The organism is Clostridium vitabionis, from assembly GCF_015351765.1.
Lineage (GTDB): Bacteria > Bacillota > Clostridia > Lachnospirales > Lachnospiraceae > Clostridium_R > Clostridium_R vitabionis.
Genome location: NZ_JADKQA010000001.1, coordinates 766,752 through 792,094, shown reverse-complemented (window position 1 = coordinate 792,094; position 25,343 = coordinate 766,752). Strand labels below are relative to the sequence as shown.

Here is a 25,343-nt window from a genome sequence, read left to right as displayed (position 1 = left end):
GCAATTTTTCATTCCCGGCGGGCGGATATGCCCTCACCTCGTGTATCCCTTAAGCTTCAGGATCTCCTCCTGTTTCTTCTCCATCACGAGGCGTTCATCGTCCTCCATGTGGTCATAACCGAACAGGTGCAGCATGCTGTGCGCGGTCAGGAAGGCGAGTTCCCGTGCTTCCGAGTGGCCGTAAGCCGCCGCCTGCTCCTTCACCTTCTCGACTGAGATCACAATATCGCCGAGAAGAAGCTCACCCGTCTCCGGGTTGAAGCAATCCTCCGCATCCTCCTCCAGCCGGTCAAAATCCGCAGGGCGGTCATACTCGCACATCGGGAAGGAAAGCACATCGGTCGGCCGGTCGATGTTCCGGAACTGCCGGTTCAGCTGGTGGATGCCCTCATTATCCGTGAGGACGACCGAGACCTCGGCCTCGTAAGGGCATTTCTCATAATCCAGCGCCGCGAGGACTACCTCATGGATAATCTTTTCGTAAGGGAGATCCAGGGGAATCCCCGTCTCGTATTCAATATTGATGGTCATACTTCATTCCTCCGGCGGCCGCCCTGCGCCCGCTCCCTAAGATCCCTGGGCACTTTCTTCGATTCCCCGCCTTCCCGGTGCTTTTCCGTGCCCTTCCGGCGTTCCGTGGAAAGTGCCTTTTTCTCATACTGGTCGTAGGCCTCCACGATCTTCTGCACCAGCGGATGGCGGACCACATCCTCGCTGGTCAGGTAGCAGAAGCCGATATCGCTGATATTCTTGAGAACCTTGACCGCGACATCGAGCCCGGAGGTTTCGCCCGCGGGCAGATCCTTCTGCGTCCGGTCGCCGGTGACAATCACCTTAGAGCCGAAACCGATCCGAGTCAGGAACATTTTCATCTGGGCAGGCGTGGTATTCTGCGCCTCGTCCAGGATGATGTACGCGTTGTCGAGTGTGCGCCCGCGCATGTACGCGAGCGGGGCCACCTCGATCAGCCCCTTCTCCTGGTTGTGGGCAAAGGACTCCGCGCCCATGATCTGGTAGAGGGCGTCATAGAGGGGCCTCAGGTAAGGGTCAATCTTGCTCTGCAGGTCGCCGGGCAGGAAGCCGAGCTTCTCCCCGGCCTCGATCGCCGGCCTGGTCAGAATGATCCTGCCGACCTCCCCGCTCCGGAAAGCCTCGATCGCCATAGCCATGGCGAGATATGTCTTGCCGGTGCCCGCGGGTCCGATGCCGAAGACGATCATCTTTTTCCGGATATTTTCCACGTACTCCTTCTGCCCCACGGTCTTCGGCTTCACCTGCCGCCCGTCCACGGTCCTGCAGATCACATCCTTGTCGATCTCGAGAATCTGCGATTCCTGGGAGCGGAAGGAGAGCGCGAGGGCGTAATCCACGTTCTGCTCAGTGATCTTCGTCCCTCTCTGGGAGAGCGCGAGCAGGCTGTCGATGACGCTCTTGGCCTGCCGGATCGTCTGCTCCGGGCCGATCACCTTGAGCGCGCCGTCCCGCAGAATGATCGTGGTGTGCAGGGCACGCTCGATCTTCTTGATGTAGGCGTCAAATTCACCGCAGATATTCTGCACATGCTCCATGGGAATGTCAATCGTCGTCTCAATGATACTCATCCGATCTTTCTCTCCTGTCTACCGGCGGATTCCGGCATCCGTTCTCCGCTGCCCTTCCTGGAAAATGCGGAACGATGGTATTCTAACACAAAAGACCCCGGCTGGAAATAGCCGGGGCCTCTCTTTGGTCTTTACTTGTATTTGCGTTTTCTAGCTGCTTCAGACTTTTTCTTGCGTCTGACGCTCGGTTTCTCGTAATGCTCTCTCTTACGAATCTCCTGCTGAATACCAGCCTTAGCGCAGTTTCTCTTGAATCTGCGTAAAGCGCTGTCAAGACTTTCGTTTTCCTTGACGATTACGTTCGACATAAGCTTAAACCCAACCTCCCTTCAGTTGTCCGGTTTTGTGCATGATAAATACAACTGATGGGTATTCCAGCACTACAACGATTATATCATAAACGGCCGCGGCGTCAACCGGAATTTCAATTTTTGCAAAAATTCCTGCAACTGTTCAGCTTATGCGTGGGCTGAACAGTTTCCAGCATCGGCGGATTCCGACACTGCCTTCCCGGTTTCGCCCCGGACGCTATGGTATCCTTCTTCTGGCGCCGCCCTCCCGTTCGGGCAGCGGCGCGCGGGAAATGCGGAAAGTTACCGGATCTGGCCGGCAAGCACCTCCGCGGCCTTGGCGAGTGCGTCCGGAATGCCCGCCGGATTTTTTCCTCCGGCCTGAGCCATGTTCGGACGGCCGCCACCGCCGCCGCCGACAAGGCCGGCCACCGCCTTGACGAGATTGCCGGCGTGGGCACCCTTCTTCACTGCCTCATCGGAGGCCATGGCCATGAGGCTCACTTTCCCGCCATTGTCCGCGATGAGGAGGACAACGCCCCCGGTGAGCTTGGACTTCAGCTCATCGCCGAGGTTCCGGAGCTCATTCATATCGACATCCTTGAGGCCGGCCGCGGCGAACGGTACGCCCTTAATGTCCTGGACGCTGTCGAGCACGCCGCCGAGGGCGCTCTGTGCTTCCTTCGCCTTCAGGGATTCATTCTCCCCGCGGAGCGCGCGGTTCTCCTCCTGGAGCTTCCGGATATGTCCGGCGAGCTCGGACGGGGTGGTCTTGAGGAGGGCAGCCGCCTCGCGGAAGCTTCTTTCCATCTCCTCATAGTAACGGCGCACGTTGTCTCCGGTCAACGCCTCAATCCTTCTGACACCGGATGCGACACCGGCCTCAGAGAGAATCTTGAACTGGCCGATCTGGCTGGTATTCGCGACATGGGTGCCGCCGCAGAGCTCTGTGGAGAAATCGCCCATGCGGACGACGCGGACCTCATCGCCATACTTCTCGCCGAACAGGGCCATCGCCCCGGTCTTCTTCGCCTCCTCGAGGCTCATGACTGCCGTGTTTACCGGAAGGCAGGCGGCAATCTCCCGGTTCACCAGGTCTTCCACCTTCTGAATCTCCTCCGGGGTCATCGCCTGGAAATGAGAGAAATCAAAGCGCGTTCTCTGGCCGTCCTGGTAAGAGCCCTTCTGCTCAACATGGGTGCCCAGCACCTCGCGGAGCGCCTTCTGCAGGAGGTGGGTCGCCGAGTGATTCCGGCAGGTTGCCATCCGGTTCTCCGGATCCACCTTGAGGGTTACCGTATCGCCAAGCTTGAACATGCCATGGGTTACACGGCCGATGTGCGCGATCTTGGAGCCCGCCACATGCTCTGTCCTCTCGACGGTAAATGTGCCGTCCTTCGTCTCGATGATTCCCTGATCGCCGACCTGGCCGCCCATCGTGCCGTAGAACGGGGTTTCCGCGGTGATCACCGCGCCGGTCTGCCCGTCAGAGAGAGCCTCGACAACGGCATTGTCCTCATCGGCGTCTGCCGGATAGAGCGCCGCCAGGGCGACGATCCTGGAATCCGCCGTGAGCTTGTCATAGCCGATAAAGGCTGAATTGACCGCCGGATCCATGTCCTCATAGACCGTGGCGTCAGCACCCATGTAGTTGGTCGTCTTTCTCGCCTTGCGGGCGGTCTCCTTCTGCACCTTCATCGCGGCATTGAAGCCGTCCTCGTCGACGGTGAATCCCTTCTCCTCAAGGATCTCCTTCGTGTTGTCCAGCGGGAACCCGAAGGTGTCATAGAGCTTGAAGGCGTCCTCGCCGGAGAGCTGCTTTTGGCCGTTCTCCGAGAGCTTCTCCTCCATCTCGGCGAGAATGCTCATGCCCTGCTCAAAGGTTTTCTCAAACTGGTTCTCCTCCTGGCGGATAACGTTCAGGATGAAGTCCCGCTTCTCCTCGAGCTCCGGATAGCCGTCCTTTGACCCCGCGATCACGCGCTCGGCGAGATACGGAAGGAACGAGCCCTCAATGCCGAGCTTTCTCCCGTGGCGGACGGCGCGGCGGATGATCCGGCGGAGGACGTAGCCTCTGCCCTCGTTGGACGGCATGATGCCGTCAGAGATCATGAAGGTCGTCGAACGGATGTGGTCGGTGACAATGCGGACGGAGACATCGCTCTCCTCCGTGCCCGGCTCCTCATAGTGGATATTGCCCGCGAGCCGGCAGACCTCGTCGCGGAGCGCCTTGATGGTATCGACATCGAAGATCGAGCCGACATCCTGGACAGCGACGGCGAGACGCTCAAGCCCCATGCCGGTATCGATATTCTTCTGGACAAGGTCGGTATAGTGGCCGTGCCCGTCATTGTTGAACTGGGAAAATACGACGTTCCAGACTTCCATGTAGCGGTCGCCCTCGCCGCCCATGACGTCCTCCGGCCCGTTCCCGTATTTCTCCCCGCGGTCATAGTAGATCTCGGTGCAGGGGCCGCAGGGGCCGCTGCCGTGCTCCCAGAAGTTGTCCTCCTTGCCGAACTTGTAAATGTGGTCGGCGGGAACGTGCATATCGTTCAGCCAGATCTGGTAGGCCTCATCGTCATCGACGTAGACGGACGGATAGAGGCGCTCAGGATCCAGCCCGACCCACTCGGTCAGGAACTCCCATGCCCACGGAATCGCCTCGTGCTTGAAGTAATCGCCGAAGGAGAAGTTGCCGAGCATCTCGAAAAAGGTGCCGTGGCGTGCCGTCTTGCCAACATTTTCCAGGTCGCCGGTGCGGATGCACTTCTGGCAGGTGGTCACTCTCCTTCTCGGCGGAATCTCCTGGCCGGTGAAATACGGCTTGAGGGGTGCCATTCCGGAGTTGATGATCAGCAGACTGTTATCATTGTGCGGTACCAGCGAAAAGCTGTTCATCCGGAGATGCCCCTTGCTCTCGAAGAAGGTGAGAAACAGCTCACGCAGTTCATTTACGCCACGCCTTTTCACGACGAAGTCCTCCTTAAAACCCTTAGGTGGTTGGTCAGAATCTGTTATCTGCAAAACATATCAATAATAGCACAAGGAAAATCATTGTGCAAGGCGCGCGCCGGGATCCGTCAGCAGGGCTGTGCCGTCCGCCGCCCCCGTCGCCAGTTTGTCGCAGCGCTCATTTTCCGGATGCCCGTTATGGCCGCGCACCCAGTGAAAGGTCACGCTGTGGGGCTTCATGGCGGCGATGAGGCGCTTCCAGAGATCCACATTCTTGACCGGCTCATTTTTCCCCCGCGTCCAGTTTTTCCGGATCCAGTTATCGATCCAGTGCTCGGTAAACGGCCGGACCAGATACTGGGAATCGGACCAGAGATCAACCTCGCAGGGACGGTTGAGCGCTTCCAGCCCGGCAATCGCGCCCATGAGCTCCATCCGGTTGTTGGTCGTCCGGACATAGCCGGCAGAGAGCTCCTTCTCGTGAACCTCCCCCTTCGGGTCGACATAGCGGATGATCGCCCCGTAGCCGCCGGGACCTGAGGGATTTCCCCTGGCCGCGCCGTCGGTAAAGATTGTAACCTTCATAGATTTTCTCCTTTTTTTCATGATCGGCACCTGCGGGGGTGATCATGAACCCATTTTCCGTATATTGTTCAGTGCTCTGCGAAAGAATGCCGCCCGGAGAGCTTCTGTCATCCGGGCGGTGTCCTGTCCCGCGGGCTTCTGCCGGCGGTCAAGCCGCCAAGCAGGAAATATGCTCAGCGCTCCCAGCGGTCGCAGAGCTTGTTGATTTCGTTGGTGAATTTTTGGAGATCACGGTTTGCCCCGCCCTCGTTGTGAAGAACAACCTGGCGCAGGCGTTCCGCGGCGGCAAGGAGGTTCGCGAAGATCCCGGAAACCTTCCGCTGCGCGGCTGTGGCCTTCCGTACCGGGATGCCCTCCGTGATCTTGACAAATTCTCCCGTAAGCAGGTCAAAGGTGGTGCCGCTCCACGGTGCATAGGCGTCGAAGCCGAATTGTTCATGCACCTTTGCCGCGAACCGGTCGCAGACATCATCGTCGCCGTGGACGATGAAGACCTTCTTCGGCGGCTGCATGAAGGCGCCGATCCATTCGAGCAGCCCATCCCGGTCGGCATGGCCGCTGATGCCCTCGATCTTGTCGATCTCCGCCTTGACCTCGATCGTCTCACCGAAGAGCTTGACCTCGTCCCGCCCTTCAATAAGGCTTCTGCCGAGCGTTCCGACTGCCTGGTAGCCGGCAAAGAGGATCGTGCATTCCGGGCGCCAGAGGTTGTGCTTGAGGTGATGGCGCACACGGCCGGCATCACACATGCCCGAGGCCGAAATGATGACCTTCGGTTCCGGGTCGGTGTTGATGGCGATCGACTCCTCGCTGGTGATGGAGAGATGGAGCCCCGGGAAAGAGCAGGGATTGATCCCCTTTTTCAGCAATTTCTTTGTCTCGTCGTTAAAGCAGTCCATGCGGTTCTCGCGGAAGACCTGCGTCGCTTCCACCGCCATCGGGCTGTCCAGATAGACCGGGAACCCGCTGTGGTTCTTCACTAGTCCGTTGGCCTTAATGATCCGGATATAATTGAGAACCTCCTGTGTCCTGCCGACGGCAAAGGCGGGAATGACCACATTTCCGCCACGGTCGAGCGTCCGCTGGATCACCGCGGCAAATTCCTCCACATGGTCTCCGTCCTTGTCCGGGTGGAGGCGGTCGCCGTAAGTGCTCTCCATCACCACGTAGTCCGCGCTGTGAATGTACTGCGGGCTCCGGATGAGCGGCTTATTCTTATTCCCGATGTCGCCGGAAAAGACAATCTTCCGCTCCTCGCCGTTCTCGGTGAGCCAGATTTCGACCGAAGCCGAGCCGAGCAGGTGCCCGACATCGACAAAGCGGATCTCGATGCCGTCACAGACCTTGATCCGCTGGTCATAATCGCAGGGGACAAAGAGGTCGAGGACAGCCACCGCGTCCGCCATCGTGTATACCGGTTCCGTTTCCGGCTTTCCGGCCCTCTTCGCCTTCCGGTTCTTCCACTCGGTGTCCTGCTCCTGGATGTGTGCACAGTCCTTCAGCATGATCTCGCAGAGATCCGCCGTCGCGCGGGTCGAGAAAATCTGCCCGCGAAAGCCCTCCTTATAGAGATAAGGGAGCATACCGACGTGGTCGATATGCGCGTGGGTGATGAAGACATAGTCCACCTTGCTGTAGGGGACAGGCAGGGGGGCATTTTCATAGAGATTCACGCCCTGTTCCATACCGCAGTCCACCATGAACACCCTGCCGCCGGACTCCACCAGATGGAGACTGCCGGTGACCTCATGATCAGCCCCGATGAAAGTCATTTTCATAAGTCCATCCTCCGCTATGATTTATGCAATTTGCACGAAAAACTTTGCTGTTAACCTAATTATAACGAAAATATGGACAATATACAATCAACAGGTGGGGGGACTTTGTCCGATAACCGGGGTTTATGGTTCTATTCAGACCAGGCCTGGGCGCTCTTTAACCCCACATCGGGCGAAGCAAAGCTTCGCCCGATGTGGGGTTAGAGAGAAACGCTCTTATTTATTCACTCAGGTATGCTTTCTTGATCCGCTCGTCATTCAGCAGGTCTTTCGCCTGCCCCTTGACCGTGATCCTTCCGGTCTCGAGCACATACGCCTTATTGGCGATCGCGAGGGCTTTTTTCGCGTTCTGCTCCACGAGAAGGACGGTTGTGCCGTCCTGGTGGATCTTCTCGATGATATCGAAAATCTCATTCACATAGATCGGGGAGAGCCCCATCGAGGGCTCGTCCATGAGGATCAGCTTCGGGTGGCTCATGAGCGCGCGGCCCATCGCCAGCATCTGCTGCTCGCCGCCGGAGAGCGTCCCGGCTGTCTGGTTCCGCCTCTCCTTGAGGCGCGGGAACCGCTCATAGATCATCTCCAGGGTGTCCTCCATTTCCTTTTTGTCCGGCCTCGTGTAGGCGCCGAGGCGGAGGTTCTGGAGCACCGTCAGGTTGGCAAATACGCGCCGCCCCTCCGGGACGTGGGCCATACCCATGGAGACAAGCTTATAGCCGGGCATGTGGGTGATGTCCTTCCCGTCGAAGGTGATACTCCCGCTCTTTGCGGGAATCAGGCCGGAGATGGTGTGCAGGGTTGTCGTCTTGCCGGCGCCGTTTGCCCCGATGAGGGCGATGATATCGCCGCTGTCCACCTCGAAGGAGATGCCCTTCAGGGCCTGGATGACGCCGTAATATACATTCAGATCTCTTACTTCCAGTAATGCCATATCCCGTTTCCCCCTTACTCGCCGAGATACGCGACGATAACGTCGTGATTGTGCAGGACCTCCGCCGTCGGCCCCTCGGCCAGGACTTTTCCGAAGTTCAGCACGGTAAGCCGCTCACAAATACCGGAGACCAGCTTCATGTCGTGTTCGATCAGGAGAACCGTAGTGTGGAAATGCTCCCGCACAAATTTGATCGTCTCCATCAGCTCCTCGGTCTCATTCGGGTTCATGCCGGCCGCCGGCTCATCGAGAAGAAGAAGCTTCGGCTCCGTGGCGATGGCGCGGGCGATCTCCAGCTTTCTCTGCTTGCCGTAGGGAAGGTTGGACGCCTGGTAATTAAACTCGCCGTCGAGGTCGAAGACCTTGAGGATTTCCATGGCCTTCTCATCCATCTCCCGCTCCTTTGCCCGGAAGGGAGGAAGACGGAGTATGCCGGAGAGCGTCGAATACGGGTAATGGTTGTGGAGCCCGGCCTTGACATTGTCCAGGACCGAGAGCTCCGAGAACAGGCGGATGTTCTGGAAGGTGCGGGCAATGCCGGCCCGGCTGATTTCCGCCGTGGTCTTTCCGGTAATGTCCTGGCCGTCCAGAAGGATTTTTCCGGTGTCCGGCTTGTAGACGCCGGTCAGGAGATTGAATACGGTTGTCTTGCCGGCGCCGTTCGGGCCGATCAGGCCATAGAGCTGGCCCTTCTCGATGGTGACGCTGAAATTGTCCACTGCCTTCAGGCCGCCGTAGGAAATACTTAAGTTTTTGACTTCCAGCACTGCCATGTCACACGGCCTCCTTTTTCTTTTTCCTGTTTCCGCGCAGCTTTTCCATGAACCTCTCCCTGCGGGCGACCATTTTCGGCCCAGAGGTCAGGATCATCATCACGATCAGGACGATCGAGTAGATCAGCATACGGTAATCGCTGAGGCCGCGGAGAAGCTCCGGCAGCATCGTCAGCACAACCGCCGCGATCATGGAACCGCGCATATTGCCGATCCCGCCGAGGACAACGAAGACCAGGATCGTGATCGACATATTGTAGCCGAAACGGTTTGTGGTTGCCGCCAGGGAGGCGATGTTGTGCGCGTAAAGCACGCCTGCCATGCCGCAGAGGGCTGCGGAGACGGTGAACGCCAGGAGCTTATAGTGGGTGATCTTGATGCCGATCGACTCCGCCGCGATCCGGTTGTCCCGGATCGCCATGACCGCGCGTCCGGTTCTCGAGCGGATCAGGTTCTGGACAATGAAAAGTGTCAGGAGGAGCAGCAGGATGCCGATGGTGAAGGTGGACTGCTTCGGCGTCCCCGAGATGCCCTGGGCACCGTTGATGATGATATTTCCGTCTGCCGACATGTTGAGCTTGCCGGCATTCTGGAGGGAGGCGTGGATCCCATTCCCGTCAACACCCACGTAGAGTGCGTTGATAATATTTTTGATGATCTCGCCGAACGCAAGGGTCACGATGGCGAGGTAGTCGCCGTTCAGGCGGAGCACCGGGATGCCGATGAGGAAGCCGAAGACAGCCGCCACGGCGGTTCCGATCAGGAAGGCCAGGAAAAACCTGAGGCCCGAGTTCGGGATAGCACTTTTCGCCACATTGGTGAAGAAGGCGCTGGAAAATGCGCCGACGCACATGAATCCGGCATGGCCAAGGCTCAGCTCGCCGAGGATGCCGACGCAGAGATTCAGGGCTACCGCGAGGATCGCGTAGGTGCAGAGGGGAACCAGGATCCCCTTCATCAGGCTGCTGAGATTCCCGGTGGTGAGCAGGATCTGCATCACGGCGTAGAAGGCGAGAACGATCAGGTAATTGATGAGGTCGCCCCGGAAAAGCTTTCGTTTATACGATTTGAGTTTTGCTTCCATATCGCCACCTCAGACTTTCTCGATCGTCTTTTTGCCCAGAAGCCCGGTCGGGCGGACGAGAAGGACGATAATCAGGACAGAAAATACCACCGCGTCAGAGAGCTGGGAGGAAATATATGCCTTCGTCAGGTTCTCGATGATCCCCAGCAGGACGCCGCCGAGGAACGCGCCGGGGATGGATCCGATCCCGCCGAACACGGCAGCGACGAACGCCTTGATGCCGGGCATGGCGCCGGTGTAGGGGGTAAGGGCCGGATAAGCCGAACAGAGCAGGACGCCGGCGATGGCCGCCAGGCCGGAGCCGATGGCGAAGGTCAGGGCAATCGTCTTGTTCACGTCAACGCCCATGAGGATGGCGGCTCCCTGGTCCTCGGAGACAGCCAGCATCGCCTGGCCCATCCGGGTCTTATTGATGAAGGCAGTCAGGGCGGCCATGATGACAATGCAGACAGCGATCGTCACAATCGTCACACTGGAGATGGAGAGCTGCCCGCCGGCGAGTTTCAGCGGCGGCAGGGTAACCACCGAGGTGAACTGTCTCGCGTTGGATCCGAAAACCAGCAGGGCAAGATTTTCCAGAAGGTAGCTGACACCGATCGCGGTGATCAGGACAGAAAGCGGGGAAGCACCGCGCAGCGGGCGGTAGGCCACCGCCTCGATGATCACGCCGAGGACGATGCAGGCCAGGATGGAGAGCAGGACGCCGACAACGGCGGACCCGCTCATGGAGGTCACGATGGTAAAGCAGACAAAGGCGCCGACCATGATGATGTCGCCGTGCGCGAAGTTCAGCATTTTGGCGATGCCGTAAACCATGGTATAGCCGAGGGCGATGATCGCGTACACGCTCCCGAGGCTGACACCGTTAATCAGATAGGTGAGAAAGCTGATCATATCCTACTCTCCTTCTCTCATCAGAAAGGGAGTTGTCCGGAGACAACTCCCTCTCGGTAAATCAAAGCTTGACAAAGCCGGGAATCAATCCTGCATGACGTACTTGCCATCCTTGATCATGACTGCCTTCGGCTCCTTGTTCGGCTCGCCGTCGGAGGTCCAGGTCATGTTCTTGCCGGTAAGGCCGTCAAAGGAGATTTCGGTCATGGCACCCTTTAAGGCATCGCAGATATCCGAAGCACTCGCATCCGGCTTGACATCCGCCTTCTCGAGGGCGAGTTTCAGGGCGGTCATGCCGTCATAGGCGTCAGCGCCGAACTGGAGCGGCTCAACCTTGTAAGTATCCTCATAGGCTTTCACGTAATCCTGGCTGCTTTCCTCGTCGACAGAGAACGGGGTGAGGAGCATCAGGCCTTCGGCGAGGGATTTGTCGAAGCCGTCGACGCTCAGGATGCCGTCCATGCCGTCGCAGCCGAAGAATACCGGCTTAAAGTTCTTCTCGGAAGCCTGCTTCAAGATGACGGAAGCTTCCTGATAATAGATCGGAAGAAAGACGAGATCTACGCCGTTTTCCTGCATCTTGCTCAGCTGGGTATTAAAATCCGTGTTCGTATCCGCGGTGAAGGACTGGACCGCATCCTCGACAACTTCAAGGTTCTGGTTCTTCGCCTCATCGACAAAGGCCTGCTCGATTCCCGCGGAGTACTCGCTGGAGCTGTCGTAGATGATGCCGATCTTTGTCGCCAGCTGATGCTGCGCGATGTACTGGGCGGATTTTGTTCCCTGGTCCGGGTCGGCGAAGCATACACGGAAGGCGTTGTCGCCGGTGATGCACTGCTTGGCGGAGCCGGACGGGGTGAACAGGAACAGGTTGTCGTTCTGGGCCTCGGCTTCAACTGCGATACACGGCTTGGAGGTCACGGTGCCGAGAAGGATCTGCATGCCCCAGTCCTTCAGGGTGTTGTAGGCGTTGACGGACTTCTCCGGGTCATTCTCATCATCCTGGAAGTTTACCTCAACCTGGGCGCCGTTAATGCCGCCCTTCTCGTTGAGTTCCTTCGCCGCGAGCTCCATGGAATTCTTGACGGACTGGCCGTATGCCGCCGCGCCGCCGGTGATCGGACCGATGCCGCCGATCTTCCAGGTCGCTCCGGAAGAGGCTGCCGCGTTTTCCCCGGACGCCGCCGCTGCTGTCGAGGGCGTAGAGGATGAGGAACCGCCGCAGGCCGCAAGGCTCATGGCCATCGCGCCCGCGAGAACTACACATGCTGTCTTCTTCATTTTCATCTTACTCTCCTCCTTATAACTTGTCGGAAAATTTTCTGTCGTTATCATTCGCTGGTGTTATCGAATGATGGTACTCATTATAAGGAGTGAAAACAGTACTGTCAATATTTATTTGTGTTTATCATGAAAAACATTCACGCCCATTCAGCGTCCTCCGCCTCTGGCTTCCGATCCCTGAGCATCAGTGTCTTGACAGCCTCTCCCACCGGCTTCCCCTCAAAGAGGATCCTGTTCGCCATCTCGATAATCGGAACCTCGCAGCCGTATTTTTCCGCAAGCTTCTTTCCGGATTTCGCCGAGTAGACGCCCTCAACCACCATCTGTACCTCGTCCATCGCCTCCCGCGGCGTCTTCCCGCGGCCGATCAGGATGCCGGCCCGCCGGTTCCTGCTGTGGACGCTCGCGCAGGTGACGATCAGGTCGCCGATGCCGGAAAGGCCGTAGAAGGTCTCCTGTCTCCCGCCCATCAGCGTGCCAAGCCGGGTGATCTCGGCGATCCCCCGGGTGATCAGGGCCGCCTTCGCGTTGTCCCCGTAGCCTAAACCATCCGAAGCGCCCGCCGCCAGGGCGATGACGTTCTTCAGCGCGCCGCCGGTCTCGACACCGATAAGGTCGGGGGTAGTATAGACGCGGAAAACCGGGCTCATGAAGACCTGCTGGATATATTCGGCGGTCTTCCGGCGTCCGGCAGCGACCAAGCAGGTCGTGGGGAGGCCCCGGGAAACCTCCTCCGCGTGGCTTGGCCCGGACAGGGCACAGGGCTCGCTCTCCGGGAGAACCTCGCCGATGATATCCGTCATCGTCATCAGGGTCTTCTCCTCGATGCCCTTCGCGGCGGAGAGGACGATCTGCCCGTAGCGGAGCATCGGAGCCATCCTCTCCGCGGTTTCCCGGACATGGATCGAGGGGACGGCAAGGACGAGGATATCCTTCCCGCCCATCGCCCGCTCAAGATCCGCGGTGATCTCTATCGCCCCGGGGATGAGCGCGTCCGCGAGATTTTTCTGGCGGCGGGTTCTCGCCATCTCGTCCACGTTCCTGCCCGTCCCAGAGCAGAGGGTTACGGTATGGCCGTTGTTGGCCAGAAGGATCGCGATGGCGGTTCCCCAGGTTCCGGTCCCGATCACGCCGATATTCGCCATGAATTCTCTCCTTCCTGATTATTTTTTCGGAATGCTGATCCGGTTCTCCGTGCCGGTGAGAAGACGGCGGATGTTCGCGTGGTGCCGCCCGATCGCGAGAAGCACGATCACCAGTGTGATGATCACGAACTCCGTCCTGCCCGCCGGGGCAACCGTATAATATCCGGCAAGGCAGAATGCCGCGTTCATCAGGAAGAACGTGAGGGAAATCAGGATTGAACCCAGGGAGACGTATCTCGTGAGGAAGACCGTTCCGGAAAAGATCACCAGGCAGACGAGGGAAATCCGGATATCCATGGCGGTCATGACGCCTGCCATCGCCGCGATCCCCTTGCCGCCGCGAAATTTTAAATAGAAGGGATAGTCATGCCCGAGGGCGACGCCGAGCGCCGCGTACATCGCCCAGAGATCGGCGTCCGCACTCTCCCGGAAGACCACCCGGACAAGGGTCATCGCGAAGATCGCCTTGAAGGCGTCCCCGAGAAAAACGATGAGCGCCGCTCCGGGTCCCCAGGTCCGGAGAATATTTGTCGAGCCGGCGTTGTGGCTCCCGTAGTCGCGGATATCGCTGTGCCGTGTCACCCTGCCATAGATGTATCCGGTCTGAAACATCCCGAAACAGTATCCGATCAGAAGGCTGATCAATCGCTCCATAGGTCTCTCCTTAGTATCAGGGCAGGCCGGTTCAGGCCATGTCCTTTTCCTTTTTCTCCCGGATCATGAACTTTAACGACGTTCCCGAGAAACCGAAGGCGTCGCGGAGCTGATTTTCCAGATAGCGCACATAGGAAAAATGCATCAGCTTTTTGTCATTGACGAAAACGACAAACGACGGCGGTTTCACCGCGACCTGCGTCATGTAATAGATCTTGAGCCTCTTGCCCTTGTCCGACGGCGGCTGGTTCATCGCCACGGCGTCCGCCAGGATCTCGTTCAGCACGCCGGTCTTCACCCGGAGCGTCTGGCTCTGGTGCACCAGGTCGATCTCGGAGAAGAGCTTTTCCAGGCGGAGGCCGGTTTTTGCCGAGATAAACAGGTATTCCGCGTAGGGCATGAAGGAGAGCGTCTGGCGGATCTTGTCGCGGAACTGGTAAATGGTCTTGTCATTCTTGACGATGGCATCCCACTTGTTGACGGCCACGATGATGCCCTTGCCCCGCTCGTGCGCGATGCCGGCGATCTTCGCGTCCTGCTCGGTGACGCCCTCCGTGGCATCGATGACGAGAACCGCGATATCCGCCCGCTCGACAGCGGTCACGCTGCGGATGACCGAGTAGCGCTCGATCTCCTCCTTCACCTGGGCTTTCCGGCGGAGGCCGGCGGTATCGATAAAGATATACTCCTGGCCGTTATGCCGGACCAGGGTGTCGACCGCGTCTCTTGTGGTTCCGGCGATGTCGGAGACGATCAGCCGGTCCTCGCCGAGAAGCTTGTTGATGAGGGAGGATTTGCCGACATTCGGCTTCCCGACGATGGCGATGCGGAGGCGGTCATCATCCTCCTCCTCACCGGTGCTCTCCGGGAAATGTCGGACAACCTCATCCAGGAGGTCGCCGAGCCCGAGACGGGACGCCGCGGAGATGCCGACCGGGTCACCGATGCCGAGGTTGTAAAATTCATAGATGTCATTGCCGAACTTCTGGAAATTGTCGACCTTATTGACCGCAAGCACAACCGGCTTGCGCGATTTCCGGAGCATGTCCGCAACCTTGGCGTCCGCGTCGGAAAGCCCCTGGCGCACATCGGTCAGGAAGATAATCACGTCGGCGGTGTCGATCGCGATCTGTGCCTGCTCCCTCATCTGGGACAGGATGATATCCTTGGAATCCGGCTCGATGCCGCCGGTGTCGATCAGGGTAAATGCGCGGTTAAGCCATGTGCAGTCCGCGTAAATGCGATCCCGGGTAACTCCGGGGGTATCCTGGACAATGGAGATCCGGTCCCCCGCCAGGACGTTGAACAGAGTGGATTTTCCAACATTCGGCCTGCCGACGATGGCGACCACGGGTTTTCTTCCGCTCATAAAGGATTGCCTCACTTTCTCAATTGGTTATTCCGCCGGATTCCGGCGGCCTGTGTTCTCCCCGGGTTCCGGCACCCCGCCGTCCTCCGGCTCGTAGGGATTCTCCCCCGGAAGGTTTTTCCTGACCGGGGAAAGCATCGCCTCGACAAGGCTGTCTCCGCCCTCAGGGACAATGTCCACACGGACGCCGAGGGCATCTGAGAGCTCCGTTCTCGTCATGTCGTCGAGAAAGACCTCCTCTCCGCTGCGGAACATCGAGCACGGGAGAAGCAGCCGGTTTCCGAGGTCCAGGGAAAGCAGCGCGTCCCGGATGTCCTGCCCGGTAAGGAGCCCGGACACGGTAATCTGGCTGCCGAAATAGCGGTTTTTCACCGGGATGACCCGGATCTCCCTTCCGGGGAAGCGCGCCATGACGGCCTTCGCGATCTTCTCGATATAGGGAGCAGCGAGGAGGCCGGTGGCGATGGTCACCTTCTCCTTCTTCCCGTCATCCCGGAGCGGTTCCAGGGCGGAGGCCGCCTCCTCATGCTGGAGCCGGAGCATGCCGACACCATTTTCCAGCTGGATATAGCCGTCGTAGCGCTCTGCCTCGGGAAGCGGGCGTCCGGCCAGGAGGTAGAACTCATCGCTCGCCTGGACAAAATGGATCCCATGCTCCGCGTAGATCTTCTTCTGCCACCGCTCAATCTGGTCGATCGTCCTCCCTGCCTCCTCCGGCGTAAGGCACCGGAGCGGGTAAAGACCGTTCCGGAACTTTGTGACACCGACCGGCACAACGGAGAGGCTCTGCATCACAGGGACGTATTTGGTGAGATCCCGGATTGTCCGCTCCAGCTCCTCGCCGTCATTGATTCCCGGGCAGAGCACGATCTGCCCGTTCATCGGGGTATCGGCCTCGTACAGGGTGTCGATCTTTTTTAACGCCTCCCCGGCAAAACGGTTATGGAGCATACGGCACCGGAGCTCCGGATTCGTGGTGTGCACGGAGATATTGATCGGGGCCAGATGGAAGGTGATGATGCGCTGGAGGTCGTGATCGCTCATGTTGGTCAGCGTCACATAATTTCCCTGAAGAAAGGACAGGCGCGAGTCGTCGTCCTTGAAATACAGGGTATCCCGCATTCCCGGCGGCATCTGGTCGATAAAACAGAAGACGCAGTCATTGGAGCACGACCGGTAGTCGCTCATCAGCCCGTTCTCAAAATTGAGGCCGAGGTCGCTGTAGTCATTCTCAATGTCGAGCTCCCAGTCCTCGCCGTTCTTTTTGAGAACCTCCACGGTCACCCGGTCGTTGTTGAGTTTGTACTGATAGTCAAAAATATCCTCGACCTCCTGCCCGTTGATGGTGAGGAGCACATCCCCGGGCTCAAGTTCCAGCTGGTCGGCGATGGAACCGGGATCGACGGATTTGATTTTATGTCCGCTATATTTCTTCATAATAAAATTATTCTATCAACCCCCGCATATTTTGTAAAGTAAAGTTGTCTCACGGGGATTCCGGCGCTATAATGGATCTGCTTAAGAAAAACCAACCGCATCATGTGTTTATCATCCAGGAGGATCACCAGCATGTCTGAAGATTATGTGTTCAATGACACACTCCCTGTCGCACCGCTCAAAATTGCCGCTCTGGAGAGCTGCCGGGAATTAGCCCAAAAAGTCGACCAGCACATCATCCGTTTCCGCCAGAACGATATCGAGGTTCTGAAAAAGCGCGAGCAGGATCTGAATTTCCGCGGTTATGACCGGGAGTCCTACCTTCTGGACTGCGCCTGCCCGAGATTCGGCAGCGGCGAGGGCAAGGGCGTCATCAACGAGTCGATCCGCGGCGATGACATCTACGTCATGGTCGATGTGACCAACTACAGCCTGACCTACCGCATGAACGGCTTCATCAACCACATGTCTCCGGACGACCATTTCCAGGATCTCAAGAGGATCATCGGCGCCACGGTCTCCACAGCACACCGCGTGAATGTGATCATGCCCTTCCTCTATGAGGGCCGCCAGCACAAGAGGGCCGGGCGTGAGTCGCTGGACTGCTCGCTGATGCTCCGGGAGCTGGTCAACATGGGCGTTTCCAACATTATCACCTTCGACGCGCACGACCCGCGCGTGCAGAACGCGATTCCGCTGACCGGCCTCGACAATTTCATGCCGACCTACCAGTTCATCCAGTCGATTTTCCGCAAGGATAAGACGCTCAAAATCGACAAGGATCACCTGATGGTGATCAGCCCGGATGAAGGCGCGATGTCCAGGGCTGTCTACCTGGCCAATAACCTCGGCGTCGATGTCGGCATGTTCTATAAGCGCCGCGACTATTCCCGCGTGGTCGGCGGGAGAAATCCGATTGTCGCCCATGAGTTCCTCGGAAGCTCCGTTGAGGACAAGACCGTGATCATCATCGACGACATGATCTCCTCCGGCGAGAGTATGCTGGACACCGCGAGGGAGCTCAAGGAGAAGAAAGCAAAGCGGGTGATCGTAGCCACCACCTTCGGCCTCTTCACTGACGGTCTGGAGAAATTTGACGATTTCTACAACAAGGGCTATTTTGACTTTGTGGTCACCACGAACCTGAATTACCGGACGCCGGATCTCTTAAAGCGCGACTGGTACGTGGAGGCGGATATGAGCAAATTCATCGCTGCCATCATCAACTCACTCAACCACAACGTATCCCTCGAGCGCGCTCTCGTGCCGACCTCCCGGATCCAGAATATCATCCGCGAGTACAACAGGGAATCTGACGGATACCAGTATGTGAATTCCCTCGTCTGACCGGAAAAACGGATTGCTCCGGCATCTTCACGTAAGAAAACCGATTTTTTCATCAACCACCGGGCTGAAGCCTTACCCGCCTTCGAGCGGACAGCTGCTCCCCGGTGGTTTTTTACACAGAGCACTTAGGAATAACCAGCCGCTTAACGAGGACAAGCGAAAGCGCAGTCCGAGTTTAGCGGAGTGGCTATCCGCGGAGCGGGGCGCGAGCCCGGCGGGCAGCCCTCCCGGGTTCAGAGTGTGAGCCCGCTATATTTTTTCCGGAGGTACCGGTCGAGGAGTTTTTTGAGCTCCGCATTCTCCTTCCGCCGGAGTTCCGGATCCTTCCGGAGGAGCTTCTCCGCCTCCCGGACGGCATCCTTGAGGACAGCGGCGTCCGTGTAAATGTCCGCGAGCTGAAATTCCAGATCCCCGCTCTGCCGCACGCCGAAAATATCGCCCGGCCCGCGGAGGCGCAGGTCCTCATTCGCGATAAAAAAGCCATCGTCGGAATTTTTCAGGATATCCAGGCGCTTTTCCGCTTCTTTTCCCCCGGTATTGACCAGGATGCAGTAAGACTGGGCATCCCCCCGTCCGACCCGCCCGCGCAGCTGGTGGAGCTGGGCAAGGCCGAACCGCTCGGCGTTCTCGATCATCATGACGGTCGCGTTGGGCACGTTGATCCCGACCTCGACCACCGTCGTCGACACGAGCACATCCGCCTCCCCGGCCGCGAATTTTTCCATGACGGCATTTTTCTCTCCGGGCTTCATCCTGCCATGGAGAAGGGCGACCCTGGGGCCGCCGTCCTTCCAGCGCTTCCGGAGGAGGGCGCAGGTATCGGTGACATTTTCCAGATCCTGCATCTCTCCCGGCTCCACCATCGGGCAGATGAGGTAAGCCTGGCGTCCGGCGGCCACCTCGCGGGCAATAAAGCGGTAAGCATTCTCGCGGTAATCGGGGCCGACCACAGCGTTTTTGATATGCCGGCGCCCCGCGGGGAGCTCGTCGATCACGGAGATATCCAGGTCGCCGTAGAGGATCACCGCAAGTGTCCGCGGGATGGGCGTCGCGCTCATGACAAGGACATGCGGTTCCCCGCCTTTCTCCTCGAGGGCTGTCCGCTGCTCCACGCCGAACCGGTGCTGCTCGTCAGTGATGACGAGGGCAAGCCGGTCAAATTCGACCTTGTCCTGGATCAGGGCATGGGTACCGATGACGATGTCCGCCTCGTGCTCCCGGATCTTCCGCTGGGCTTCCCGCTTATCCTTCGCCTTCAGGGCGCCGGTGAGAAGCACCGGGCGGACGGGCAGGCCGTAGGTTTTTGCGAGTTCCATGAGCGCCGCGTAGTGCTGCTCGGCGAGAACCTCGGTCGGCGCCATAAGTGCCCCCTGGAAACCGTTCAGGGACGCCTGGAGGAGAGCCAGGAAAGCGACCACCGTCTTGCCGGAGCCGACATCCCCCTGGACAAGGCGCTTCATCACATGGCCACCGGAGAGATCGGCATAGATCTCCCCGAGGACCTTTTTCTGCGCGCCGGTGAGCCTGTAGGGCAGGCGCTCCGCCAGGGCCGCCCCTTCCGGGTCGATCCGGAAGGGGTAGGCGCTAGGCACATCCTCCTTCTTTCCCCGCAGGTATTTTGCCGCCACCGCGAAGAGGAAAAATTCATCGAAAACCAGTCGTTTTCTGGCGTAGAGCAGCTGTTCGCGGCTGTCCGGAAAATGGATATGCTCCACGGCAAAATTGATTTCGGCGAGTTCGTAGGCCTCCCGGAGGTTTTCCGGGAGATATTCCCGCGTAAGCTCCTTGTCCGCAAGCACCGCCCGGACAGCCTTCTGGATCGTCTTGTTGCCCAGCCCCTTCGTCTGGGGGTAAATCGGGAGAAATGTGCCCGAGAGCGCCTCATACTGCTCCGGGGTGAAGATCTCCGGCTGCTCCATGGTAAGGCGGTTCCGCTTCCGGACAACTCTCCCCCGGAAGACAAGGAGCCGCCCTGCCTGGAGCATTTTCCTCAGCCAGGGCATGTTGTACCAGACGACGGCCAGGCTTCCGGCTTCATCCCTGAGGGTCAGCGTCGTCACCGGATACCTGCCGTAATTCACGATATCCGCGGATTTGATAAGCCTTGCAAAATAAGCGTTCACGGTGTCCGGCACCAGGCTTCCGATTTCCCGGGCAGCCGGCCGGTACTCCTCATAATCCCTCGGGTAGAAGCGGAGCAGGTCCTCCGCCGTGTCCACGCCGAGCTTATGAAAAAGGCCGGCGGTTTTCCCGCCGACCCCCTTGATCTCTGTGATGGGATAATCTCTCATAGCAAAATTCCGCTCATTCAACGGAAAGAATGTAGTAATACACCGGCTGCCCGCCGCGGTTCAGCTCAACCTCGCAGTCCGGGAATTCGTCATGAACCAGCTTTTTGAGCGCCTCGGCGCGGCTCTCCTCAACATCGGCGCCGGAATAGATGGAAATCAGCTCGCTGTCGGCATCCGCCATCGCGCGGACAGCCATCAGCGCCGTGTCCTCGACCTCATGCCCGACAGCGAGAAGGCCGCTGTCGCCGATCGCCATGATGTCTCCCTTCGTGATCGACTTTCCGTCGATGGTGGCGTCGTGGACGGCATAGGTGATTTCCCCGCTCTTCACCTGGGTGATCTCCCGCTTCATCGCTTCCAGATTTTCCTCCTCGCCGAGATCCGGGGAGAAGTTGATGATCGCGGTGATGCCCTGCGGGATGGTCTTCGTCGGGACAACAACGATCTTGCAGAAATCGGCGATCATCTGCGCCTGGTTGGCGGCGAGGATGATGTTCTTGTTGTTCGGGAAAATGTAGACGGTGTCCGCATTTGCCCGCTGGGCGGCGTTCAGGATGTCCTCCGTGCTCGGGTTCATCGTCTGCCCGCCCTGGATGACGTCGGTCGCTCCGATTCCCTTGAAGATCTCCGTGAGGCCGTCGCCGGCGGAGACCGCGATCAGGGCGTAGGGCACTCTCTCCCTCGGGGCTTCCCCAGCTTCATCCTGATCCCGGCCGTCTGCCCTTTCCTGATCTTCCGCGGCCTGCGCCGCCGCCATCTCCTGGGCGCCGTGGATCACGCGCTCGTTGTGCTCGACGCGCATGTTGTCGATCTTCATGTTCGTGAGATAGCCGTAGGTCAGGGCTCGCTGGATCGCATTGCCCGGCTCGTTGGTGTGGACGTGAACCTTCACAATGTCATCGTCGGCGACCACGACGATCGAATCCCCGATTGATTTCAGATAATCCTTGAAAGACTTCTCCGTCTTCCCGTCGAAGGAACCTTCCCGGTTCAGGTTGATGATAAATTCGGTGCAGTAGCCGAAACGGATGTCCGCTGTGGAGATATGCTCGGCAGCGGCGTCATGACCGGACGGGCCTGCGGGTGCCGGCTCCGCCTGTCCCATATGGTCGGTAATCGGGGAGACATCGGGGATCGGCTCACCGCTGTCCTCGCCCCGGAGGCCCTTAAGCGCCCCCTTGAGGACGGTCATGAGGCCCATGCCGCCGGAATCCACGACGCCGGCTTCCTTCAGGACAGGAAGAAGCTCCGGGGTGTTCGCGAGAGATTCCTCGCCCGCCGCAATGACCTGCTCGAGAAAGCTCTCGACATCATCCGTCGAGAGGGCGATCTCCGCCGCCTTGTCCGCCATGCTCCGGGCAACCGTGAGGATCGTGCCCTCCTTCGGCTTCATGACCGCCTTATAAGCGGTCTCGGTCGCCCTGCTGAAAGCGTTCGCGAGTGTCGGGACATCCACCGTGTCCAGGTGCTGGATCTCCCGGGAAAACCCCCGCAGCAGCTGGGAGAGGATGACGCCGGAATTGCCGCGCGCCCCCCGGAGGGAACCGGAGGACATGGCCTTGGTCAGGGAAGCCATCGTCACCTCCGGCGCGTTATTGACCTCCTTCACTGCTGAGAGGATCGTCATCGTCATGTTGGTGCCGGTATCTCCGTCGGGAACCGGGAAGACATTCAGCTCATTGATCTTTTCCTTATTTGCCTCTAGATTTCTCGCCCCGGCCAGAAATGCGATTCTGAGCTGTGAAGCGTCCATGGTGTTCATTCCCACAGGATTTTCCTCCTTAATCAATCACTCTGACGCCCTCGACATAGGTAGTGATGCGGACGACCTTCATGCCGGTCAGCTCCTCTACCTTGTAGCGGACGTTCTCCACGAGATTGTTCGTCACGGCTTCAATGCTGACGCCGTAAGACACAATCACATGGAAATCGATGCTGATTTCGTTATCCTGAATGGAAACGTTGATGCCCTGGGTCAGGCTGTCCCGTTTCAGCAGCCTGACAAGGCCCTGCTTAACACTGACCGCGGCCATTCCGACGATGCCGAAGCATTCTACTGCGGTGGTGCCGGCGTACATGGCAATCACTTCCGGGTCGATCTGGATCATGCCCAACTTATTGTCAATGCGTCCTTTCATGCTCAAGCCTCCATTCTGTACATTCCTATTCCATCCGCGGGATGTTCCCCCGGATACACCGCCAGTATACCTTATTTTTCCGGAAAAGGAAACAATATTTTCATTTTCCCCTTGCATCTGGGAAATCTTTCTGCTATATTATCGTTGTTATGGATTTTTTTGAAAGTCCTATCTTCAGTAAGGGAGGTGCGATGATGGCTAAGTGTGCAATCTGTGAAAAAGCCGCTCACTTCGGCAACAAGGTGAGCCATTCTCATAGAAGATCCAACCGGATGTGGAAATCGAACGTCAAGTCCGTTAAGGTAGTTACGCCCGAGGGACCGAGAAAAATGTACGTTTGTACTTCCTGCCTGAGATCAGGACGTGTTGAGCGTGCCTAAGAGAATTCTCCGGATGCGGAGTTAAAAAAACGGAGCAGCTTCGGCTGCCCCGTTTTTTTTTAACCCGACCCGCTTTCGCCCCTTGCACCGGTGTTCCTTCTTCCCGCTGCCGCCAAGGTACCGCGGCGGCGTCAATTCTCTTTGCCGCCGTTATTCTCCGGGCGTTCCTTCTCCCGGATTTCCCCGGCCATCTCCTCCGCCTTATGGACGGCGTCCTCGGACACCTGGTGATTCCCGGTAAAACGGTTGACCATATCCGGGACAAGATCGATGATCTTGGAGACCGCGTCCTGATGCTTGATGCTGATCAGCTTGGTGATGCCATTCTGCACAATCAGGAGGGCTGAGGGGGACATTTTTGCGCTGAGCCCGCCGGCGTCATTGTCCTTCGCGTCCTTCCGGAATGCTCCCGCGGCCATTCCGCAGGATACGTCGATCAGCGGGATGATCACGGTATTCTCATCCACGCGGACCGGTTCACCGACAACGGTCTTGCTGGTCACAAAGGCATCCATCCCCTTGAACAGGGAATCTATCGTGGACGAAAACTCCTTCTCTGCTGCCATACTTTATCCTCCTATGATTTTTCTGAACCAGTGCCGGAAATTCCGGTCGAGGAACATCCGCCCGGCCAGGATGAGCAATGTCCCGAGGCGGACACGCCCGGCAAAGCGGGCGTTAGCCTGAAAGGTTTTCCGGGTAAATTCCGGGACGATCTCGAGGCCGCCGCCGAAGGCCGGCCACACGAACGCGAGAGCCGCGAGCACCCTGCCCGTCGCTGCCGGATCGTCAAAGCCGAAATCGACGCGTCCATCTGCCTTCCCCGGAAGAATATGGCGGAGAATCCTGACCGCCTGCCGGAGCAGGAGGCGGGCGGTCCGCCGGTTTTCTTCCCCTTCGATCTCCTCCAGGATGCGGGAGATCTTCTCAGAAGCTTCGGAAGCTCCATCCCGGATGTCCCGGATAAAGCCCATGACTCTTTCCGCGATCTCCCGCAGGCGGTGTGCAATGCTTTTTCCGGGTGCTGCCGGAGATCTTTGCTCTTCCCCCCGGCCATCCCGTGCCAGCCCCCGCTCTCTTCCCTCGCGGATCTCTCTGCCAAGCTCCTCCTCGAGCTCCCGCTCCTCCTCCGGGGACAAGATGTCTCCCGTGAGAGCCGACTCTGCTTCTGGCGGGGCCTCCGGGGATGCCGGTGCCGGACTTTGCTTTATCTCCTGCGCTGCCCGCCGGCTTCCGGCAATCCTGCGGCCGAAAAGCCGGAGCCGCCATTTGAGCCTTTTCCTATACCGGACTTCCAGGGAAACCAGGGAGAAGAGCCAAGCGACCCGGACATCTGCCCTGGGCGCCCCGGCATAGGACGCCGCGCCGCTGTACCTGACGGGAACCAGCAGGATGAGGAGCAGCAGAAGAAGCAGAATCCCGAGAACTGCCAGGAGAATCAGGCCGATGATTTTCAGAATCAGGATGGCGATGTGAATCATTCTTCGATCTTCTCCCGTAAGTGTTTCAGGTTTTCCGGCTCGAATCCACGCTCTCCAGCGGCAAAATCCGTGAGAATTCGGGCTGCTAGCCGGATGGCATCCTCTTTTCCGGAGGCGATGCCCAGAATCAGCGGATCAAAAACCTGGTAGTGGGCCGCCAGAAGCTCCCGGCAGGGAATGATGTCCAGGAGGTTTTTCGGGTTCTCCGCCGGGATAATGACATAGCTGTCCGGTGCCGGCTTTCCGCTCCGGATTCCCTGGAGAATCGCGAAGCGGCGCCCCTTCGCCTTTTTTCCTGTATAGATCTTCTTATACCACCGCATAGGATTCCTCCGCTCACGCTGCCAGAACCCGGGAATTCTTCATTCTCCCCGGAGAATGGTCTTCCGGACAAGGTCGAGCGCCAATTCCGCGGCCTGCGCCCGGATCTCCGCCCTGCTTCCGTTCAGATGGAGCTCCTCTACCTCCGTTTTCCCGGATATGGAGCAGCCGAGAAAAACCAAGCCTACCGGAAATTTCTCCGTCCCGCCGTCCGGCCCGGCAATTCCGGTCACCGAGACGGCAATATCCGCCTTCGCCCGCTTTGCCGCGCCCTCAGCCATTTCTGCCGCTGTGGCGGCGCTGACCGCGGTATACTTTTTCAGCGTCTTTTTGGAGACGCCGAGCATTTTCCGCTTCGCCTTGTCACAGTAGGTGATAAAGCCCGCATGGAAGACGTCGGAAGCCCCCGGGACATTGACAATCCGCGAGGCGACCATGCCTCCGGTGCAGGATTCCGCTGTCGTGAGGAGAAGTCCCCGCTCCTTGAGGATCCGGACCACCGCCTCCTCCGGCGTCTCCGCACGCACGGCGTTATCCTCTTTACCGGACTGCCCGAGGAAATCCCCGGGAGCTTCAGCCCTCTCAAAATTGACTTGATCTTTCAT

The 25,343-nt window shown here is 58.6% G+C and carries 24 protein-coding genes; 2 read left to right on the top strand and 22 right to left on the bottom strand.

Features of this window, described 5'->3' with window-relative positions:
• Positions 1–33 precede the first annotated feature (33 nt).
• From ybeY to ISF27_RS03305, 15 genes are all read right to left on the bottom strand, one after another.
• The gene (gene ybeY, locus ISF27_RS03375) at positions 34–531 is read right to left on the bottom strand and encodes an rRNA maturation RNase YbeY (RefSeq protein WP_194609093.1); all 498 of its coding nucleotides are present in this window, start codon (positions 529–531) and stop codon (positions 34–36) included.
• On the bottom strand, positions 528–1,601 hold the full coding sequence (locus ISF27_RS03370; protein WP_194609091.1) for a PhoH family protein: 1,074 nt from the start codon (positions 1,599–1,601) through the stop codon (positions 528–530). The genes ybeY and ISF27_RS03370 overlap by 4 nt, the downstream gene beginning before the upstream one ends.
• 131 nt (positions 1,602–1,732) lie before the next feature.
• Positions 1,733–1,909 carry a 30S ribosomal protein S21 gene (gene rpsU, locus ISF27_RS03365; protein WP_026835878.1) on the bottom strand — a complete coding sequence of 59 codons (177 nt, stop codon included), beginning with the start codon at positions 1,907–1,909 and terminating at the stop codon, positions 1,733–1,735.
• A 285-nt stretch (positions 1,910–2,194) separates the two neighbouring features.
• Positions 2,195–4,864, bottom strand: coding sequence for an alanine--tRNA ligase (gene alaS, locus ISF27_RS03360; protein WP_194609089.1), 2,670 nt, complete (start codon positions 4,862–4,864; stop codon positions 2,195–2,197).
• A gap of 81 nt (positions 4,865–4,945) precedes the next feature.
• Entirely contained in the window at positions 4,946–5,431 is a 486-nt protein-coding gene (rnhA, locus tag ISF27_RS03355) for a ribonuclease HI (protein WP_194609087.1), read from the bottom strand.
• 173 nt (positions 5,432–5,604) lie between these two features.
• The gene (locus ISF27_RS03350; protein WP_194609085.1) at positions 5,605–7,209 is read right to left on the bottom strand and encodes an MBL fold metallo-hydrolase RNA specificity domain-containing protein; all 1,605 of its coding nucleotides are present in this window, start codon (positions 7,207–7,209) and stop codon (positions 5,605–5,607) included.
• A gap of 220 nt (positions 7,210–7,429) precedes the next feature.
• Positions 7,430–8,140 carry an ABC transporter ATP-binding protein gene (locus ISF27_RS03345; protein ID WP_194609083.1) on the bottom strand — a complete coding sequence of 237 codons (711 nt, stop codon included), beginning with the start codon at positions 8,138–8,140 and terminating at the stop codon, positions 7,430–7,432.
• A gap of 14 nt (positions 8,141–8,154) precedes the next feature.
• Positions 8,155–8,913 (bottom strand): ABC transporter ATP-binding protein, encoded by a 759-nt coding sequence (locus ISF27_RS03340; protein WP_194609081.1) that lies wholly within the window; start codon positions 8,911–8,913, stop codon positions 8,155–8,157.
• A gap of 1 nt (position 8,914) precedes the next feature.
• On the bottom strand, positions 8,915–9,997 hold the full coding sequence (locus ISF27_RS03335; RefSeq protein WP_194609079.1) for a branched-chain amino acid ABC transporter permease: 1,083 nt from the start codon (positions 9,995–9,997) through the stop codon (positions 8,915–8,917).
• A 9-nt stretch (positions 9,998–10,006) separates the two neighbouring features.
• A complete protein-coding gene (locus tag ISF27_RS03330; RefSeq protein ID WP_194609678.1) occupies positions 10,007–10,888 on the bottom strand; it encodes a branched-chain amino acid ABC transporter permease in 882 nt (293 codons plus the stop codon).
• An 87-nt stretch (positions 10,889–10,975) separates the two neighbouring features.
• The gene (locus tag ISF27_RS03325; protein ID WP_194609077.1) at positions 10,976–12,178 is read right to left on the bottom strand and encodes an ABC transporter substrate-binding protein; all 1,203 of its coding nucleotides are present in this window, start codon (positions 12,176–12,178) and stop codon (positions 10,976–10,978) included.
• Between the two features lie 134 nt (positions 12,179–12,312).
• A complete protein-coding gene (locus tag ISF27_RS03320) occupies positions 12,313–13,320 on the bottom strand; it encodes an NAD(P)H-dependent glycerol-3-phosphate dehydrogenase (RefSeq protein WP_194609075.1) in 1,008 nt (335 codons plus the stop codon).
• 18 nt (positions 13,321–13,338) lie between these two features.
• The gene (gene plsY, locus ISF27_RS03315) at positions 13,339–13,974 is read right to left on the bottom strand and encodes a glycerol-3-phosphate 1-O-acyltransferase PlsY (RefSeq protein WP_194609073.1); all 636 of its coding nucleotides are present in this window, start codon (positions 13,972–13,974) and stop codon (positions 13,339–13,341) included.
• Between the two features lie 31 nt (positions 13,975–14,005).
• Positions 14,006–15,343 (bottom strand): ribosome biogenesis GTPase Der, encoded by a 1,338-nt coding sequence (gene der, locus ISF27_RS03310; RefSeq protein WP_194609070.1) that lies wholly within the window; start codon positions 15,341–15,343, stop codon positions 14,006–14,008.
• A 27-nt stretch (positions 15,344–15,370) separates the two neighbouring features.
• Positions 15,371–16,780 (bottom strand): DUF512 domain-containing protein, encoded by a 1,410-nt coding sequence (locus ISF27_RS03305; RefSeq protein WP_194609068.1) that lies wholly within the window; start codon positions 16,778–16,780, stop codon positions 15,371–15,373.
• A 132-nt stretch (positions 16,781–16,912) separates the two neighbouring features.
• On the opposite strand from ISF27_RS03305, the gene ISF27_RS03300 reads away from it, so the two are divergent.
• Complete coding sequence (locus ISF27_RS03300; RefSeq protein ID WP_194609066.1) at positions 16,913–18,127, top strand: ribose-phosphate pyrophosphokinase; 1,215 nt, start codon at positions 16,913–16,915, stop codon at positions 18,125–18,127.
• 233 nt (positions 18,128–18,360) lie between these two features.
• Here ISF27_RS03300 and recG read toward each other — a convergent pair whose 3' ends face one another.
• Genes recG through ISF27_RS03285 form a run of 3 tightly spaced genes read right to left on the bottom strand, consistent with a single transcriptional unit; the run spans position 18,361 to position 22,556 of the window.
• Positions 18,361–20,418, bottom strand: a complete 2,058-nt coding sequence (recG, locus tag ISF27_RS03295) for an ATP-dependent DNA helicase RecG (RefSeq protein ID WP_194609064.1) — start codon at positions 20,416–20,418, stop codon at positions 18,361–18,363.
• Between the two features lie 13 nt (positions 20,419–20,431).
• Positions 20,432–22,186, bottom strand: coding sequence for a DAK2 domain-containing protein (locus ISF27_RS03290; protein ID WP_194609062.1), 1,755 nt, complete (start codon positions 22,184–22,186; stop codon positions 20,432–20,434).
• A 13-nt stretch (positions 22,187–22,199) separates the two neighbouring features.
• Complete coding sequence (locus ISF27_RS03285) at positions 22,200–22,556, bottom strand: Asp23/Gls24 family envelope stress response protein (protein WP_194609060.1); 357 nt, start codon at positions 22,554–22,556, stop codon at positions 22,200–22,202.
• A gap of 194 nt (positions 22,557–22,750) precedes the next feature.
• Here ISF27_RS03285 and rpmB point away from each other — a divergent pair, with 194 nt between their 5' ends.
• Positions 22,751–22,936: a 50S ribosomal protein L28 gene (rpmB, locus tag ISF27_RS03280; RefSeq protein ID WP_194609059.1), complete on the top strand. Its 186-nt coding sequence runs from the start codon at positions 22,751–22,753 to the stop codon at positions 22,934–22,936.
• A gap of 131 nt (positions 22,937–23,067) precedes the next feature.
• On the opposite strand, the gene ISF27_RS03275 is transcribed toward rpmB, so the two are convergent.
• Genes ISF27_RS03275 through ISF27_RS03260 form a run of 4 tightly spaced genes read right to left on the bottom strand, consistent with a single transcriptional unit; the run spans position 23,068 to position 25,343 of the window.
• Positions 23,068–23,502, bottom strand: coding sequence for a GerW family sporulation protein (locus ISF27_RS03275; protein ID WP_194609057.1), 435 nt, complete (start codon positions 23,500–23,502; stop codon positions 23,068–23,070).
• 3 nt (positions 23,503–23,505) lie between these two features.
• The gene (locus ISF27_RS03270; RefSeq protein WP_194609055.1) at positions 23,506–24,417 is read right to left on the bottom strand and encodes a hypothetical protein; all 912 of its coding nucleotides are present in this window, start codon (positions 24,415–24,417) and stop codon (positions 23,506–23,508) included.
• Entirely contained in the window at positions 24,414–24,740 is a 327-nt protein-coding gene (locus ISF27_RS03265; protein ID WP_194609053.1) for a hypothetical protein, read from the bottom strand. Before ISF27_RS03265 ends, ISF27_RS03270 begins: the two co-directional genes overlap by 4 nt.
• 39 nt (positions 24,741–24,779) lie before the next feature.
• Complete coding sequence (locus tag ISF27_RS03260) at positions 24,780–25,343, bottom strand: CinA family protein (protein ID WP_194609051.1); 564 nt, start codon at positions 25,341–25,343, stop codon at positions 24,780–24,782.